This window comes from Psychromonas aquimarina ATCC BAA-1526, from assembly GCF_000428725.1.
In the GTDB taxonomy this organism is placed as follows: domain Bacteria; phylum Pseudomonadota; class Gammaproteobacteria; order Enterobacterales; family Psychromonadaceae; genus Psychromonas; species Psychromonas aquimarina.
In genome coordinates this window covers 70,470-87,980 of sequence record NZ_AUAM01000021.1, presented here as the reverse complement: position 1 = coordinate 87,980, position 17,511 = coordinate 70,470, and the positions used below count along the sequence as shown (strand labels likewise).

Sequence of the window (17,511 nt, the reverse complement as noted above, 5' to 3'; positions counted from 1 at the left end):
GGTGAGATAACATTGCGTAGTCGTTTTCCAGAAGGGGTAAGGCAGGAGTTATGGGGAGTATTACTTGGGTATAACTTGATCCGACTTGAAATGGTACATATAGCCCAAGAAGCAAAGGTCGAGCCTACCCGAGTTAGCTTTACATCAGCTATTTGCATTATAGATATGCAGATCCGCGGATATGCACTCTCAGGTAACGGCACAATTCCGAAAAAATTACAGCTTATGCGCGAAGATGTTAAGCATTTTATCTTGCCTAAAAAAAGAAAACACCGAACGTTTCCACGTTCAGTGCTTTATATACCATCAAGGTACCCGTTAAGATATAAGCCTAAAATTGCTTAACCGAACGGCATTGCAGTGAAAACTGGGCTTTTTTATGAACTAAACGCTCTATATTTGTATTCTCTGCACTAGCTGCTTGGAATAAAATTATTTACGCGGTAATTCTATTTTTTTATTGTCGCTTTGGCGGAATAAAACCACTATATGACCAATTTTGGCAATATTAAGTGCTTCTGTCTCACGAACAATTGCATCAATAATTAACTGTTTAACTTCACGATCATCAGTAGCAATTTTTACTTTGATTAATTCGTGAAAGTTAAGGGCATTCTCTATTTCTGCTAATACGCCTTCAGTCAGGCCGTTCTGGCCAAGTAGAACAACAGGTTTTAAACTGTGAGCAAGACCTTTCAGGTGCTTCTTTTGTTTATTGGATAATTTCATGCAAATTTCTTTCATTAAGGGTTGAAAACGGTTCATTCTACCCTTAAATATTAACCTTTACTATTTGGATTGTTATTTATCACCAATTAGAAGAATAACTGTATTAATAAAATGATATTTCAGCCGCGCTGAGAGGGGCTTCTGTCGGCTGTTTTACTATGCTGCACCCTGTATGCAGATTTATTGGGTATAATACAGTTGCGATAAAATTTTAAGGAACACACTAATGTCTAAAAGCGATAATTCAAATCGTCTTAAAAAAACAGCATCTGCGAGCTCAAAACGCTGGATGCAGGAACACGTAAATGATTTTTATGTTAAAGAAGCCAATAAAAAAGGTTTACGTTCACGCGCGGTTTTTAAACTTGATGAGATCAATAAAAAAGACAAATTAATTCGTTCCGGTATGACGGTTGTTGATCTGGGAGCCGCTCCCGGCAGCTGGTCGCAGTGGGCTGTTGATACGGTTGGTTTAAACGGTAAAGTGATTGCCTGTGATATTTTATCGATGGATTCAATTGCCGGCGTTGATTTTTTACAGGGTGATTTTCGTGAAGAGAGTGTTTTAAATGCGCTGTTAAAGCGTATCGGTGACAATAAAGTTGATGTTGTTCTTTCTGATATGGCGCCGAATATGACCGGCAGTGCCGCTATTGATCAGCCTAAATCAATGTATTTAGTTGAACTGGCACTAGATATGTGTCGTGATGTTTTAGTTAAAGACGGCAGTTTTATTGTAAAAGTATTTATGGGCGCTGACTTTGAAGCGTTTATGGGAGAGGTGCGTAAAGTGTTTAAAACAGTGAAAACACGTAAACCCGATTCTTCCCGTTCACGTTCGCGTGAAGTTTATTTAGTTGCAACGGGATTTAAACCGTAGAAAGTTATTTTTTAAGCTGTAACAAGCAGATATTTACATGCTGGTGAAACTATTAGTGATGCGGCTTATCTGTACTAAACATATTTAGTAGCGACGCTTTTTAAACTGTAGTAGTCTACTAAGAAATTTATATTAATTAACATGAGGTTTACATCTTGAACGACATGGCAAAAAACCTGATATTGTGGCTAGTCATCGCAGTAGTATTGATGTCTCTATTCCAGGGGTTTGGGGCAGAGGAAGGGAAAAGTTCCCAAATGGACTACACAACATTCGTCAAAGAAGTCAGCCAGGGACAGATTCAGCAGGTTAAGATTGACGGGCAGGTAATTAAAGGGCTGAAAAGTAATCAGACGCCTTTTGTTACTTATATTCCAGCACCGGATCTGGATCTGTTAAATGATTTAATCAAACACAATGTTCAGGTTGAAGGTATTCCGCCGGAAGAAACAAGTTTCCTAGCTTCTATTTTTGTTTCCTGGTTCCCTATGCTGCTGCTGATCGGCGTATGGGTGTTCTTTATGCGTAATATGCAGGGCGGCGGTAAAGGCGGTGCAATGTCGTTTGGTAAGAGTAAAGCTAAACTGATGGGTGAAGACCAGATCAAAACAACTTTTACAGATGTAGCCGGCTGTGATGAAGCTAAAGAAGATGTTAAAGAGTTAGTTGATTATTTAAAAGATTCTTCAAAATTCCAGAAGCTGGGCGGGCGTATTCCTACTGGTGTCTTGTTAGTGGGTCCTCCTGGTACAGGTAAAACCTTACTGGCAAAAGCGATTGCCGGTGAAGCAAAAGTACCTTTCTTTGCTATTTCAGGCTCTGACTTTGTAGAAATGTTTGTTGGTGTCGGTGCATCTCGTGTACGTGATATGTTCGAACAGGCAAAGAAATCAGCGCCGTGTATCGTTTTTATTGATGAGATTGATGCGGTTGGTCGTCAGCGTGGTGCCGGTGTCGGCGGCGGTAATGATGAACGTGAGCAGACATTAAATCAGCTGTTAGTTGAAATGGATGGTTTTGAAGGTAATGAAGGTATTATCGTTATTGCCGCAACTAACCGTCCAGATGTACTTGATGCTGCTCTATTACGTCCTGGACGTTTTGACCGTCAAGTTGTTGTCGGTTTACCGGATGTACGCGGCCGTGAACAGATTTTAAATGTTCATATGCGCAAAGTTCCGCTATGTGAAGATGTTAAAGCTAATGTTCTAGCACGTGGTACGCCTGGTTTCTCCGGTGCAGATCTTGCGAACTTAGTTAATGAAGCTGCTCTTTTTGCTGCTCGTGGTAACAAACGTACTGTAACTAAAGAAGATTTTGAACAAGCGCGTGATAAGATCTTAATGGGGGCCGAACGCCGCAGTCTAGTGATGCGTGAAGAAGATAAAGAGTCAACAGCTTATCATGAAGCCGGACATGCAATTGTTGCGAAGCTGGTACCTCAGCATCATCCAATTCATAAAGTGACTATTATTCCGCGCGGACGTGCATTAGGTGTAACGCAGTTTTTACCTGAAGGTGATCAGATCAGCCAGAATCGTACTGAATTAGAAAGCAGTATTTCAGTGGCGTACGGCGGCCGAATTGCAGAAGAACTGATTTACGGTAAAGGTAAAGTTTCTACAGGTGCGTCGCAGGATATTAAACAGGCTTCATCTATTGCCCGTGCAATGGTTACAGAATGGGGGTTCTCTGATAAATTAGGACCTATTCTATTAGCAGCTGACTCAAATACATTACGTTCGAACGTTGTCTCTCATGAAACGGGTAAAATTATTGATGATGAAGTTAAATCTATCATTGAGAATAACTACGGGCGTGCAGAAAAAATATTAACTGATAACATTGATATTCTGCATGCTATGAAAGATGCATTAATGAAGTTTGAAACCATTGACACAGCACAAGTAGATGATTTAATGGCACGTGTAGAGGTGCGCGCACCGTCAGACTGGACTGATGAAGTTGAGGTGGAAACTAAAGCTGAATCTGTTGAAAAAGAAGACACTGAAGAAGCAGTTATTGTTGAAAGTGAAGAGAAAAAAGACGAACAGTAAACGCTGAACGGTGTGATACGAATTAATAAAAAACCTAAGCTTGCTTAGGTTTTTTTTATGGAGAATAAAATGCAGCTGCAGAGTAGAAATAAAATACTGGATTTAAGTGTGCCTAAGGTGATGGGCATATTAAATGTGACACCTGACTCCTTCTCCGACGGCGGTCGTTTTGCTGATAAAAATGACGCTTTAAAACAAGCTGCTGAGATGGTTGAGCAGGGCGCTGCTATTATTGATATCGGTGGAGAATCGACCCGTCCAGGCGCCTCTGATGTCGCTCTTCAGCAGGAGTTAGACCGGGTTATACCGGTTATCGAGAAAATAAATAAAAATTTAGACTGCTGGATTTCGATTGACACTAGTAAAGCGCAAGTGATGCAGGAAGCTGTAAATGCGGGAGCAGATCTGATTAACGATGTGCGGGCGCTGCGTGAAGATGGCGCACTGCTGGCTGCAGTAAAAGCGGATGTGCCGGTTTGTCTAATGCATATGCAGGGACAGCCTAGGTCGATGCAGAGCGCACCGCAATACGATAATGTGGTTGAGCAGGTGAAAAGCTTTTTATTAAAGCGCGCGCAGTTGTGCATCGAAAACGGTATGAATAAAGACAATATCATACTTGATCTGGGTTTTGGTTTCGGAAAGCAGCTTGAGCATAATTTTGAGCTGCTTGGCGCTACCAGAAGCTTTGTAGAGTTAGGATTTCCTGTTCTCACAGGAGTTTCTAGAAAATCAATGTTTGGTCAATTATTAAATCGTGATATAAATACGCGTCTGGCAGGCAGTCTTGCGGGCGCGATGATTGCGATGCAGCAGGGCTCGCAGATCATTAGGGTACATGATGTTGCGGAAACCGTTGATGTCATCAAAGTTTTACAAGCAGTTAATTCATTTAAATAATACATTTTTACAAGAAGAGAAAACCATGAAGAAAAAATATTTTGGTACTGACGGCATTCGCGGTAAAGTCGGCGCCTCTTTAATTACGCCTGAGTTTGCTTTAAAGCTGGGCTGGGCTGCCGGTCGTGTTTTAGCTAAGTCAGGTTCAAAAAAAGTATTAATTGGTAAAGATCCGCGTATTTCCGGTTATATGCTGGAAGCCGCACTGCAGGCCGGTTTAACGGCTGCCGGACTGCGCCCTGTATTAATGGGGCCTATGCCGACTCCTGCTGTTGCTTATTTAACTCATACTTTCCGAGCAACTGCCGGTATCGTGATCAGTGCATCGCATAACCCTTATTATGATAACGGTATTAAGTTTTTCTCCGACAAAGGTACTAAGTTATCCGAGCAGGTTGAGCTGGAAATTGAAGCTGAAATTGACAAAGAGCTGAAATGTGTTGATTCAAGCCAGTTAGGTAAAGCCTACCGTATTGAAGATGCTGCCGGGCGTTATATTGAATTTTGTAAAAGTACCTTCCCGACTAAATACGATCTCAGCGGTTTGAAAATAGTGGTCGATTGTGCCAACGGTGCGACTTACCATATTGCGCCTTTAGTTATAAATGAGCTTGGCGCTAAAGTTATCTCTATGGGTGTTGAGCCGAACGGCGTAAACATCAATCTAAACTGCGGTGCAACCAGTATGCAGGCATTAGCTGAGCGTGTTGTTAAAGAAAAAGCAGATTATGGTATCGCATTTGACGGTGACGGCGACCGTGTGATGATGGTGGATCATACCGGTTATATTTTAGATGGTGATGAGCTGCTGTATATTATTGCCCGCGATAAGCTGCGTACCGGTACGCTTAAAGGCGGCGCAGTCGGTACTAAAATGTCTAATCTTGGTTTAGAGCAGGCGTTAAAAACTTTAGGTATTCCCTTTGAACGTTCAGATGTTGGTGACCGCCACGTTATGGAGTTAATGAACAAAAATAACTGGTGTATCGGCGCAGAGAATTCCGGGCATGTTATCTGTTCCGATCTTCTACCGACTGGCGACGGTATTGTTTCTGGTCTGCAGGTGATGAGCGCTATGCAGGGCAGTCGTATGACACTGCATGAACTGCGTCAGGGGATGAAAAAATACCCGCAGGTTTTAGTTAATGTACGCTTTAATAATGAAATTGATCCTCTGCAGGATAAAGATATCCTTGCAGAGCAGAAGCGTATTGAAGACTTATTAGGCGAGCGCGGCCGGGTATTACTGCGTAAGTCAGGTACAGAACCGGTATTCAGGGTAATGGTAGAAGCCGATGACAAAGAAGAAGTTGTTCGCGGTTATGCTCAGGCGATTGCTGATAAAGTAAAAGCTTAATAGATAAATCACAAGTGGAAATGAAAATATGTGTTTTTTGCCTTTGTCAACCCGGCTGATGAGTGCCGGGGTTAAACACATATTTTGACTGCTTGTGATTTATCATTGTTTGGTCTGTTATTTCAACGCTTTGTTTGAAATTTGGGCAGTTAACCCCGGCTTTATTTAAAAGAATGAAATAGTCTGGTTATTCGCTTGTGGTTTTATAGTTTTTTGGGTAATATTCGCCCGCTTCTCTGGTGGAGCACCAAGAAGTTTTTCTGGAATAAATTAGGTATATTTTTATGTATGAGATGCTGTTAGTTGTTTATTTAATTGTCGCAATTATCTTAATTGGATTTGTATTAATTCAACAGGGTAAAGGTGCAGGTATGGGTGCTTCTTTTGGCTCAGGTGCTTCAAATACAGTATTTGGTGCTAGCGGTGCTGGTAACTTTATGACTCGTACAACTGCTATTCTTGCCGTTACCTTTTTTGTGTTGAGTTTGGTGTTAGGTAATCTTTCAACAAATAAAGTAACAGCGGATGAAGCATTTTCAGACCTGACTGTTGAACAGCCTGCTGAAGCAGCTGTAGAAGTAGATACTTCAACTCAGATTCCAGAGTAATAAAATAAGCGGATATGGTGGAATTGGTAGACACGTAGCCTTGAGGGGGCTATGACTTCGGTCGTGAGAGTTCAAGTCTCTCTATCCGCACCAAATATTTATAATGTCGATGAATAGTGATTGCCTCAATATCACATTGCCTATATAATGTCGGCGTTTTCTAACGATAGGTTAGAAAGAAAAGATTAAATGTTTTGATAAGTATATCGAATCATAAAGTACAGACGCGAGCTGGAACAGCTTGGTAGCTCGTCGGGCTCGTGATTTGTAGACATAGGCGAAGGGCGTAGGTTCAAATCCTGCTATCGCAACTCAATATGTTATACCTGTATTGGAATATTAATTTCTAGTTAAGTTAACTGGAAATAGAAAAGAATAGACGCGAGATGGAGCAGCTTGGTAGCTCGTCGGGCTCATAACCCGAAGGTCGTAGGTTCAAATCCTGCTCTCGCAACCAACTTTTCAGTTGTAAAATGAAACACCAATTACGGACGCGAGATGGAGCAGCTTGGTAGCTCGTCGGGCTCATAACCCGAAGGTCGTAGGTTCAAATCCTGCTCTCGCAACCACATTTTAGTATTGATGTATTAAGAAACCAGCTCATCGGGCTCAGCTCTTATAAATACTGGCGAAGGTAATAGGTTCAAATCCTGCTCTCGCAACCACATTTAGTGTTATGTATAAGAAGTCAGCTTATCGGGCTCAACTCTTAAAAAACACTAGCAAAGACAGTTGATTAATTTCCTGTTAATGCGATTTTTCATAAACTATTGTATTTCAATAGTTTCCTATGAAAAGCTCCAATTTATTGGGGCTTTTTTGTTATTTGCGTTGTTGAAATTTGTCTTTCAGCAGCGTGACATGACAACTTATGTTTGTTTCTAATAAACATAAGTTGTTAATTAAATAGGGCTATATGCCCTTTTTTTGTTTCTGAAAGGGGATAGATTTGGCAAGTTTAGAAGAACGTTTAACAGCAATGTTTAAACCAAATGTAGAAGATCTCGGCTATGAATTAGTCGGTGTTGAATATATTCGTGCAGGTAAGCACTCAACACTGCGTGTTTATATTGATCAGGAAGCAGGAATCTTAGTTGATGACTGCGCGGCTGTAAGCCGGGAAATCAGCGCGTTGATGGATGTCGAAGATCCTATTACCAATGAATATACTCTTGAAGTTTCATCGCCGGGTTTAGAACGTCCTCTGTTTTCTGCTGAACAGTATGCTGCATTTATAGGTGCCGAAGTAAAAGTGCAGTTAAGAATGCCGATCCAGAACCGCCGTAAATGGAAAGGCGTTATCGCCTCTGTTGAAGGTGAAATAATTTGTGTGAATGTTGACGGTACTGAAGAGCGTTTTGCACTAAGTAATATTCAGAAAGCGAATATTGTTCCAAAATTTGATAATTAAGGCGATTACAGATGAATAAAGAAATTTTACTTGTCGTAGAGGCAGTATCTAATGAAAAAGGTCTTCCGCGTGAAGCTATTTTCGAAGCATTAGAAAGTGCACTAGCGATTGCGACTAAAAAGAAATATGAAAACGATATCGATGTTCGTGTAGTAATTGACCGTGAATCTGGACAATTTGAAACTTTCCGCCGCTGGTTAGTGCTTGAGAAAGATGCTGAAATGGAAAATCCGTGTCAGGAGATTACCTTTGAAGCAGCTGAATATGATAACCCTGAAATTCAGGTTGGCGAATTCATTGAAGATGAAATTGAGTCAGTAAAATTTGATCGTATTACAACACAGACAGCGAAACAGGTTATTGTACAAAAAGTACGTGAAGCTGAGCGCGCACAAATTGTTGAGCAATATGCTGAGCAGGAAGGCGAATTAATCACGGGTGTGGTAAAACGCATGAACCGTGACAATATTCTGCTTGATTTAGGCGGCAACGCTGAAGCTGTTATTTTCCGTGATGAGATGCTGCCGCGCGAAAACTTCCGTCCGGGTGACCGTTTACGCGGTCTATTATTTGCAGTTCGTCCAGAGGCGCGCGGCGCGCAGCTTTTTGTTACACGTACTCAACCTGAGATGCTGACTGAGCTGTTCCGTCTAGAAGTGCCGGAAATTGCAGAAGAGATGATTGATCTTATGGGCGCAGCTCGTGATCCCGGTTCTCGTGCAAAAATTGCTGTTAAATCAAATGACCAGCGAATTGATCCTGTTGGTGCCTGTGTGGGTATGCGTGGTGCGCGTGTTCAAGCTGTATCTGGTGAGCTGGGCGGTGAGCGTGTAGATATTATTTTATGGGATGAGAATCCTGCGCAGTTTGCTATCAATGCAATGTCTCCGGCTGAAGTTGCTTCTATTGTTGTTGATGAAGATACGCACAGCATGGACATCGCAGTTGAAGAAGATAATCTAGCCCAGGCAATCGGCCGTAACGGTCAGAATATTCGTTTAGCATCTCAGCTTACCGGCTGGGAATTAAATGTAATGACAGTGGCTGAGTTAAAAGCAAAACATCAGGCTGAAGCAGATGGTGTTATTACTTTATTCACTGAAGCGCTTGAAATTGATGAAGAGTTTGCCGGTGTTTTAGTTGAAGAAGGTTTCAGCTCGCTGGAGGAAGTTGCTTATGTCCCGATGAATGAGCTGCTGGAAATTGATGGTCTTGATGAAGAGATTATTGAAGAGTTACGTACTCGCGCTAAAAATGTATTAGCGACAAAAGCACTTGCTGAAGAAGAGAGTCTTGAAGGTGCTAAACCTGCTGATGATCTGTTAGCACTTGAAGGTTTAGAAGGCCACCTGGCGTTTGTACTTGCAAGTAAAGGTGTTGTTACACTGGAAGATCTCGCTGAACAGGCGGTTGACGATCTACTTGAAATTGAAGAACTGAACGAAACAAGAGCAGGGGAGCTGATTATGGCTGCTCGTAACATCTGTTGGTTCAGCGAAGACGCTGAATAAGCATCAGATAGGAGAAAAAATTATGTCAGATATTTTATTAAAAGACCTTGCTAAAGATTTAAATAAATCGGAAGAAGTTTTGGTTAAACAGTTTGCAGATGCCGGTATTAAGAAGTCAGCGTCAGATAAAGTAAGCTTAAAAGAGAAAGAAACACTAACTACTTTTTTACAGAAGCAGCACGGCGGCGAAACTAAAAAGAAAATGACACTGCAGCGCAAAACGAAAAGTACGTTAAGCGTTAAAAGCTCAGCGGGTCAGGCTAAAGCCGTTCAGGTTGAAGTTCGTAAAAAGCGTACTTACGTTAAGCGCACTGATAGTGAAATTCAAGCATCTAAAGAAGCTGAGTTAGCTGCACAAGCCGCTGAAGAAGCAAAACTGCAGGCTGAAATTGATGCTAAGAAAGCTGCCGCAGAAAAAGCGCAGGCTGAAAAACTAGCTGTGAAAAAAGAAGCTGATGAGAAAGCTAAAAAAGCAGCCGCTGCTAATAAAGAAAAGCAGTCAGCTGTGAAGTCAGACAAAACCGCTGAGCAGATTCAGCAGGAAAAAGAAGCTGCTGATATTCTGAAAAAAGCAGAAGCAGAAGCACTGAGTAAAGCTGAGCAGGAAGCCGCTAAACAGGCTGAAGCTGCTAAAAAATTAGCTGAAGAAAATTCAGCTCGCTGGGCTGCCGAAGAAGCCGCGCGTAAAAAAGCTGCTGAAGGTGTGGATTACCACGTAACTTCATCTAAAGAAGCACAGGCTGCTGAAGATGCATCTGATTCTAAAGCGGAAGGTCCTTCCCGCCGTAAGAAAAAGAAAAAAGCAGCCGCAGCTGCACCTGCTGCACATGGTCGTCGCGGCCGCCGCGGCAAGAAAGCCGGCCCTGCAACTCCTTCTGCATTACAGCAGGCATTTGAGAAGCCGGCAGCGCCAGTTGAACGTGATGTGAAAATTGGTGAAACAATTTCTGTTGCTGAGCTGGCTAATAAAATGGCTGTTAAAGCGACTGAAGTTATCAAAGTTATGATGAAGATGGGAGCAATGGCAACTATCAACCAGGTGATTGACCAGGAAACTGCAACGATTGTTGCTGAAGAGATGGGTCACAAGGTTATTCTTACTAAAGAAAATGAATTAGAAGAAGCTGTACTTGCTGAAGCACAGGAAGGCGGCGAGAAAACTTCACGTGCACCTGTTGTTACTATTATGGGTCACGTTGACCACGGTAAAACGTCATTACTAGATTACATTCGTCGTGCAAAAGTTGCTGACGGTGAAGCCGGCGGTATTACTCAGCATATCGGTGCTTACCATGTAGATACGCCGAAAGGCATGATCTCATTCCTAGATACTCCAGGACACGCGGCGTTTACATCAATGCGTTCTCGTGGTGCTAAATCAACGGATATCGTAATACTGGTTGTGGCTGCCGATGACGGTGTAATGCCTCAGACAATTGAAGCGATTCAGCATGCTAAAGCCGCTGGTGTACCTCTGATTGTTGCGGTAAACAAAATTGATAAAGAAGCTGCGGATCCGGATCGTGTTAAAACTGAGCTTTCTCAGCATGACATTATCTCTGAAGAGTGGGGGGGTGAGAATATCTTCGCACACGTTTCAGCTAAGGTAGGTACCGGTGTTCAAGAGCTGCTTGACAGTATTCTTCTACAGGCGGAAATGCTTGATTTAGAAGCCGTTGCTTCAGGTCCTGCATCAGGTGTGGTAATTGAGTCTCGTCTTGATAAAGGCCGCGGCCCGGTTGCTTCTATCCTTGTACAGCAGGGTGAATTGAAGCAGGGTGATATCGTACTTTGTGGTCTTGAATACGGCCGTGTTCGTGCAATGCGCGATGAAGACGGTAAGCCGATTGATGCAGCTGGTCCTTCTATTCCTGTAGAAGTATTAGGTTTATCTGGTGTGCCTCAGGCGGGTGATGAAGCAACAGTTGTACGTGATGAGAAAAAAGCACGTGAAGTTGCATTATACCGTCAGGGTAAATTCCGTGATATTAAACTTGCCCGTCAGCAGAAAGCTAAACTTGACAACATGTTTGCCAACATGGAAGCTGGTGAAGTTTCTGAACTTAATATCGTACTTAAAGCAGATGTTCAGGGGTCACTTGAAGCAATCTGTGATTCACTGAATAAACTGTCGACTGATGAAGTTAAAGTTAACATTATCGGCCGTGGTGTTGGTGGTATTACTGAAACTGATGCATCGCTTGCTTCAGCTTCTGGTGCTATCGTTATCGGCTTTAACGTACGTGCTGATGCAACTGCGCGTAAACTTATCGATAATGAAGCGGTTGATCTGCATTACTACAGCATCATCTACGATCTGATTGATGAAGTACGTTCGGCAATGGGCGGTTTATTAGCGCCTGAGTTCAAACAGGAAATTATCGGTCTTGCTGAAGTACGTGATGTATTTAAATCACCAAAAATCGGCGCAATTGCCGGCTGTATGGTGACTGAAGGTATTATCAAACGTAATAACCCGATCCGTGTACTGCGTGAAAACGTGGTAATCTATGAAGGTGCGCTTGAGTCTCTCCGCCGCTTTAAAGATGACGCGAATGAAGTTCGTAACGGCATGGAATGTGGTATCGGTGTTAAGAACTACAACGATGTACGCGTTGGTGACCAGATTGAAGTATTTGAAGTTATTGAGATTAAACGTACTCTATAATTTTAAGTCAGCTTTTGATTAAAGAATGGAGGCTATTGCCTCCATTCTTATTTATATAGAATAAGCATCAGTTTTCTGATGAAGGAGTAAAAAATGGCCAAAGAATATAGCCGTACTTCTCGCGTATCGCAGCAGGTTCAAAAAGAACTGGCGCGTATACTGCAGCAGGAAGTAAAAGATCCGCGTATCGGCATGGTGACGATTTCAGGTGTTGATATCACTCGTGATCTTGCTTACGCAAAGGTATTTGTTACCTTTTTAACCATCGGCGACCAGACTAACGATGAATCTCTTGAAGGGTTGAATGCCGCTTCTGGTTACATCCGTCGTTTATTAGGTAAAGCGATGCGTTTACGTATTGTGCCGGAAGTGCGTTTCTGTTTTGATGAAACATTAACCGAAGGTCTGCGTATTTCTGAAATGGTGAGCAGCGCGGTAAAAGTTGATAAAACTAAATTCGAGCAGTCTGAGCGTACGGAAGAGGACGAAGAGTAATGGCAAGACGAGGAAAGGGTCGTTCAATAAACGGTATTGTTTTATTGGATAAACCAACAGATATCAGTTCCAACCATGCACTGCAGCGCGTGAAACGTATTTTCTTTGCTAATAAAGCAGGGCATACGGGGGCGTTAGATCCGCTTGCAACGGGCATGCTGCCGGTCTGTTTAGGTGAAGCCACCAAATTTTCTCAGTTTTTACTCGATTCCGACAAACGTTATACCGTAACTGCTACACTAGGTGTGCGTACAACAACCAGTGACTCTCAGGGGGACGTGGTTGAAGAACGCCCGGTATCTGTTACTCAGCAGCAGCTTGATGATGCACTGGATACGTTCCGTGGTGATATACTGCAGGTACCTTCAATGTTCTCTGCATTAAAACATAAAGGCCAGCCACTTTATAAATATGCGCGTGAAGGTATCACTATTGAGCGTGAAGCTCGGCCGATCACCGTCTATGAAATTAATCAGTTGCGTTTTGAAGATAATGAGGTCGATTTAGATATTCACGTCAGCAAAGGTACTTATATCCGTACTATTGTTGACGATCTGGGTGAGTTATTAGGCTGCGGTGCGCATGTCTCAATGCTGCGTCGTACTCAGGTTGCTGATTACCCTTATGAGCGTATGGTTACTATCGAACAGTTAGATGTGTTAATTGAGCAGGCCAAAGAATCTGAGATCAGCCCCTATGAGCTGCTGGATCCGCTTTTATTAGATATGGATACTGCGGTAAAAAACTACCCTGAAGTAAACATTACTGATGAGATGGGCGACTACGTTCTGCATGGGCAGCCTGTACAGGTGTTCGGTGCGCCGGATGATACGATTGTGCGTATTACCGTTGGTGAAGCGCATACTTTTATTGGTGTCGGGCAGATGAACGATGATGGTTTAATTGCGCCAAAGCGTTTAGCAAACCTGTAAAAAGCAGCCTCAGCCTCTCAGAGTTGTTCTGCGGGGCTTTTTATTATCTGAAATGAAGTGATACAAATGGCAAAGTTAGACTTTTCGGCAGTGAACAAATCCGCATCAAAATCATTCAATGAGCAGCGCAGTCTGATTAAGAAAATCGGCTGGGGTGAAACGGTACTTTGTGCTGTCTGCGGCCAGCCACTTAAATTAAGTGTCAGCAGTGAAGGTCAGCCCGGTGTGAACTGTGTAAAAGGCTGTACAAGTATCGCCTTAGAGTTGGAAGATTAAAGGTTCTGCCTGTTTTCTAAGTGTACAAAGTAAAATGAGCAGCCGCTGTGACTGGTTAGATACTAAAATCTGCATATGCAGAGCGCATTTTTCTGTGTCTCTGCAGTATTCAATCAGCGCAGCAAGCGGTAAAGGTTTACTGTAATAGTATCCCAGCAGAAAATCACATTTTAAAGTTGTTAACTCGTCAACAAGCTCTCTTGTTTTAACTAAAAGATCGGTTCACCTTTATCTGATGGAGAGGCTGCTCCTGCAGAATTGATAACGATGAATATCCCGTCCTCAAATCATACAGACTGACTATCACCCCTGTCGGATGAGCTGCATTAATGCCGCTTTAGTGACTGACATATGATTCATTACCGCCGTTTCCGTTACTTCTAAAACCAGCTTCTGCTTATTAACGGATAAGCACCTGTTCTATTTTATCGCTGATTGTAGTTAAAAAATATTTTCGTTTGACGAGTTCGGTCTATGAGTCGTGTAGTGAATTATGCCTCTCCTGGCGGGCAGTTGACTGAATTTTCTGATAGTTTTCAGGCTTAGATGACTATCATTACAAAAATTCTGTCTCAAGAAGAATCAGAGGCAGGCTGTTTTCAATAAATGAGGTTGAATCTATGCCCTGCAGGTCATAAAGAAAAAGCAGATAACGATAAAAAAGGCCTGTTATTTAAATATTTATGTTGTTATTAATACCTGCTCACTTTCTAATACAAGCTTTTGTTGAGAGGGGGGCGTTTTCCGTGGTATATACTTAATAGCATGTATACTCTGTATCTTTGAAAACGTATCTTCAGGCAGCCTAAATGCAAAAGCGATTGTAAAAGTCTCTAAAGCAGATATAGTTTTTATTGATTAGGAATTAACTTTTTACTGAAATACAAGGAAGACTAATGTTGTTACGCCCTCTGTTCAGATCATTATTACTCTGCTGCAGCCTGTTTTTATCTGCCTGCCTTTTTGCAGGTGAAATTGTCACAGATAAAGTTAATCTGCTTAATACAGGCGAGTCAGCAATACTTGTCAGTTATCATAATGCGCTGCTGGCTTCACATGATATAGATATGCGTATCGTTATCACTGATGCGCAGGAGATAGATAAAGCCGCCGAGCTTTTATTCAGTGAACTGGATGCGGGAGAGTTAAGCGATAAAGAGCAGGGGCTATTATTTGTGATTAACCCGTACAGTAAACTGCTTCGCCTTAAAACCGCTCCTGCACTTAATAGTCTTTATGGTGCCGGTTTTACTGTTTATCTGCAGCAGTATCATATGGTGCCGTTTTTCAGTGAAGGAAATATTACAGAGGGCATTACCGCGGGTGTCGAATTAATAGTAAAGCAGGCTCTGCGCCCGGATCATACAGCCTGGCTGAAATACCAGAAAACAGACTCCTTAGGCGCCGGGAGCGAAATTCAAAATTCGGAAGTTTCAGTGCAGGAAAAAAGGGTAAGCACTTACTCACAGGAAAACACCCCGCAAGTGATTTTAAACCGCTATTTTAAAGTATTGAAAAGCCACAATAACAGTACAGCTCTAGGTATTTATTCATCCGCGACCCGGGGCATGCTCCAGCAGTGGACTGTGACCGCTGCGCAGATGGATAACGTATTGAAAACATATAAAAACTGCCCTGATGCGCAGTTAGTGAAGGCTGACAATAACAGCTATGCCGTATTACGTTACCCGATTGATGCGCGTTTATGCTCCCCCTGGTTTTTTATTAACGAAGACGGCTGGAAATTAGATCTAACCATGACTGAAAAATCTATCCGCTTTAACCATAATAATAACTGGTACTTTGATATGAGTGCGGATCATAATTACTGGTTTGCATTTTTAGACTGGAATATTAACCGCACTGGTTTTCCAACCGGGCAGGTACGCTGGGGGCTTGGTGTCGAAGATATTGATAAAAAAGTGCAGGTCACCTATGTGCTTGAAGGTATGCCCTTTGCTGCACTTGATATCCGCAAGGGTGACCAGATAGTCAGTATTAATGGAGAAAAAGTATCTACTAAAGAGTCTTTTTTTAATCTGTTAAATGCCCTAAGAGATGAGTCTGGATATGAGTTTTTAATAAAACGTGACGGGCGCTTAAAGCTGATAAAAGGTCAATTGTCGGCTGATTAGCAATCTCTGTGCGGGATATGCTTTAAAAACAGCTGGATATACAGCTGTTTTTAATCTGTCTTTGGCACTTAATCATTCTGAGCTGCTTTGTTGGTGTAATAAAGTGCAATTGATTCCCCGACAATGGCAAATGAGTGCTTATCCATAACCTCTAAGCGAAGTTTTCCCGATAAGCTGCCCGGCCTTAATAAGGCCTGCTCTAATACACCCTCGGCTTTTTCCGGGGCAATCTGATGCCGCTGCGCATGAATAAAACGAATACTGTGTGCATCTTTTTCCAGGGTGCCGACCGATGAAAATCCGGAGTCGTCACCGGTAATAAATAACAGATTAAACTGGTCATCATTGATTTCAATACGGCTTTCAACGGGAAGAGTGAAGTGCCGCCCGTTTCTTTCAATTTTCATAATCATTGACGACTGATAAGCGCCTTGAGGCAGGACGGAACTGCTGAAGTAAAGAAAGCTGTAGTAGGCAAGAAAACCGCACAGTAGTCCGCAGCCGGCGCATATTATAAGATATTTAGTTTTCACACTTAACCCCCTGATAGCCGGAAGAAATACTGACTGTTTTACCCGTGTCCGGTACTAATAACTGCACATTTGCAAAATCATATTTATTAATATTAATTATTGTTAAGGCTGGCTCAGAATCTTGGGAAGCGATAAAACATTTTGACTGTTTTTTGGGGCTGTTGTCAGTGCTTTCCGGACTTGCTGAGGAAAAAAGCATAGCGCTGCCTATACCTACAGCAGCAGATACTGCAAACAGGAGAAAATAAACAGCTATGGAGCTATAGCGGCTGCGCGTTTTATTTTTGCTGTCACTGCTGCTGACGGGCTCCGTTACACTGTCAGCAGTCATGTAGCTTTCGCTATGATGCTTATCTAAAGGGGTGACGCTGCCGGTGAACAGGTAACCTACCCGTCTTTCAGTTTTGATCAGCTGGGTTTCTTTATTATTAAGCAGTTTTCGGCAGTTTGAAATGCACTGCAGCAGGCTGCCGTCATCAACTACAATGCCTCGTGACGTCCATACAAAATCAATAATATCTTCTTTTGTCAGCGTTTGATTACTATGGCTGCAGAAATAGCGCAATAAAAGAATTTCATTTGCCGGCACCTGAATTTTATGGCCGCTGTTTAGATAGCTTATGCTTTCTTTTTTAAAATCAACAACAATAAGATCATTGATCTGCACTGTCTCTGTACTGCTGTGAACCATTTTGTTTTTCCTAATTTATACCGTTTTAGATAAATATCGGTGCGGGATATTAAGAGTTTCTCTTATAGGCGCTGCTGTTGTAAATACACATAGTGTATTTACCCCTGAAAAACAAAAACTTTAGCGCTGACAGTAGAAAATTTATATCTGATTCTGATAAAAATAAGCCGCTGCTTGTCTTTGCAGGAGGGGAGGAATAATAAGAGCTGCTGAATATGCAATTATCTCTTCGATAACTATTGCTTAGTTGCTTAATACTCCGTAAAATCCGCGGTTCACTTTATCGCTGAATTAGTGATCGGCGGTAATAATTAAAATAGGTTAATTC

The 17,511-nt window shown here is 42.2% G+C and carries 15 protein-coding genes, 3 tRNA genes and 1 pseudogene; 16 read left to right on the top strand and 3 right to left on the bottom strand.

Annotation, left to right across the window (positions count from 1 at the left end):
* A pseudogene (locus tag G337_RS0109760) lies at positions 1-345 on the top strand (IS4 family transposase); the annotation flags it as partial.
* Positions 346-432: 87 nt separating this feature from the next.
* Here G337_RS0109760 and yhbY read toward each other — a convergent pair.
* Positions 433-729 (bottom strand): ribosome assembly RNA-binding protein YhbY, encoded by a 297-nt coding sequence (yhbY, locus tag G337_RS0109755; protein ID WP_028863720.1) that lies wholly within the window; start codon positions 727-729, stop codon positions 433-435.
* 226 nt (positions 730-955) lie between these two features.
* Between yhbY and rlmE the strand changes: the two genes are divergently transcribed.
* The 15 genes from rlmE (at position 956) to G337_RS0109675 (ending at position 15,959) form a co-directional block, all read left to right on the top strand.
* Complete coding sequence (gene rlmE / locus G337_RS0109750; RefSeq protein WP_028863719.1) at positions 956-1,609, top strand: 23S rRNA (uridine(2552)-2'-O)-methyltransferase RlmE; 654 nt, start codon at positions 956-958, stop codon at positions 1,607-1,609.
* Positions 1,610-1,764: 155 nt separating this feature from the next.
* Complete coding sequence (ftsH, locus tag G337_RS0109745) at positions 1,765-3,666, top strand: ATP-dependent zinc metalloprotease FtsH (protein ID WP_028863718.1); 1,902 nt, start codon at positions 1,765-1,767, stop codon at positions 3,664-3,666.
* Positions 3,667-3,735: 69 nt separating this feature from the next.
* Positions 3,736-4,566, top strand: coding sequence for a dihydropteroate synthase (gene folP / locus G337_RS0109740; RefSeq protein ID WP_028863717.1), 831 nt, complete (start codon positions 3,736-3,738; stop codon positions 4,564-4,566).
* A gap of 25 nt (positions 4,567-4,591) precedes the next feature.
* Positions 4,592-5,923: a phosphoglucosamine mutase gene (gene glmM / locus G337_RS0109735; protein ID WP_028863716.1), complete on the top strand. Its 1,332-nt coding sequence runs from the start codon at positions 4,592-4,594 to the stop codon at positions 5,921-5,923.
* Positions 5,924-6,207: 284 nt separating this feature from the next.
* Positions 6,208-6,531: a preprotein translocase subunit SecG gene (gene secG, locus G337_RS0109730; RefSeq protein WP_028863715.1), complete on the top strand. Its 324-nt coding sequence runs from the start codon at positions 6,208-6,210 to the stop codon at positions 6,529-6,531.
* Positions 6,532-6,539: 8 nt separating this feature from the next.
* A tRNA-Leu gene (locus G337_RS0109725) sits at positions 6,540-6,624 on the top strand.
* A gap of 287 nt (positions 6,625-6,911) precedes the next feature.
* Positions 6,912-6,988 (top strand) — tRNA-Met (locus tag G337_RS0109720).
* A 35-nt stretch (positions 6,989-7,023) separates the two neighbouring features.
* Positions 7,024-7,100: transfer RNA gene (locus tag G337_RS0109715), tRNA-Met, on the top strand.
* A 380-nt stretch (positions 7,101-7,480) separates the two neighbouring features.
* A complete protein-coding gene (gene rimP, locus G337_RS0109710; RefSeq protein WP_028863714.1) occupies positions 7,481-7,942 on the top strand; it encodes a ribosome maturation factor RimP in 462 nt (153 codons plus the stop codon).
* An 11-nt stretch (positions 7,943-7,953) separates the two neighbouring features.
* Entirely contained in the window at positions 7,954-9,453 is a 1,500-nt protein-coding gene (gene nusA, locus G337_RS0109705) for a transcription termination factor NusA (protein WP_028863713.1), read from the top strand.
* 22 nt (positions 9,454-9,475) lie between these two features.
* Complete coding sequence (infB, locus tag G337_RS0109700) at positions 9,476-12,121, top strand: translation initiation factor IF-2 (protein ID WP_028863712.1); 2,646 nt, start codon at positions 9,476-9,478, stop codon at positions 12,119-12,121.
* A gap of 93 nt (positions 12,122-12,214) precedes the next feature.
* Complete coding sequence (rbfA, locus tag G337_RS0109695; RefSeq protein ID WP_028863711.1) at positions 12,215-12,616, top strand: 30S ribosome-binding factor RbfA; 402 nt, start codon at positions 12,215-12,217, stop codon at positions 12,614-12,616.
* Positions 12,616-13,548 (top strand): tRNA pseudouridine(55) synthase TruB, encoded by a 933-nt coding sequence (gene truB / locus G337_RS0109690; RefSeq protein ID WP_028863710.1) that lies wholly within the window; start codon positions 12,616-12,618, stop codon positions 13,546-13,548. Before rbfA ends, truB begins: the two co-directional genes overlap by 1 nt.
* A 66-nt stretch (positions 13,549-13,614) precedes the next feature.
* Complete coding sequence (locus tag G337_RS0109685) at positions 13,615-13,824, top strand: hypothetical protein (RefSeq protein ID WP_028863709.1); 210 nt, start codon at positions 13,615-13,617, stop codon at positions 13,822-13,824.
* Between the two features lie 896 nt (positions 13,825-14,720).
* Positions 14,721-15,959 (top strand): TPM domain-containing protein, encoded by a 1,239-nt coding sequence (locus tag G337_RS0109675; RefSeq protein ID WP_028863708.1) that lies wholly within the window; start codon positions 14,721-14,723, stop codon positions 15,957-15,959.
* Between the two features lie 68 nt (positions 15,960-16,027).
* Here the strand turns inward: G337_RS0109675 and G337_RS0109670 are convergent, their stop codons facing one another.
* Both G337_RS0109670 and G337_RS27665 read right to left on the bottom strand, forming a co-directional pair.
* Positions 16,028-16,492, bottom strand: coding sequence for a hypothetical protein (locus tag G337_RS0109670; protein ID WP_028863707.1), 465 nt, complete (start codon positions 16,490-16,492; stop codon positions 16,028-16,030).
* Positions 16,482-17,183 carry a winged helix-turn-helix domain-containing protein gene (locus G337_RS27665; protein WP_051303120.1) on the bottom strand — a complete coding sequence of 234 codons (702 nt, stop codon included), beginning with the start codon at positions 17,181-17,183 and terminating at the stop codon, positions 16,482-16,484. Before G337_RS27665 ends, G337_RS0109670 begins: the two co-directional genes overlap by 11 nt.
* Positions 17,184-17,511: the final 328 nt, after the last annotated feature.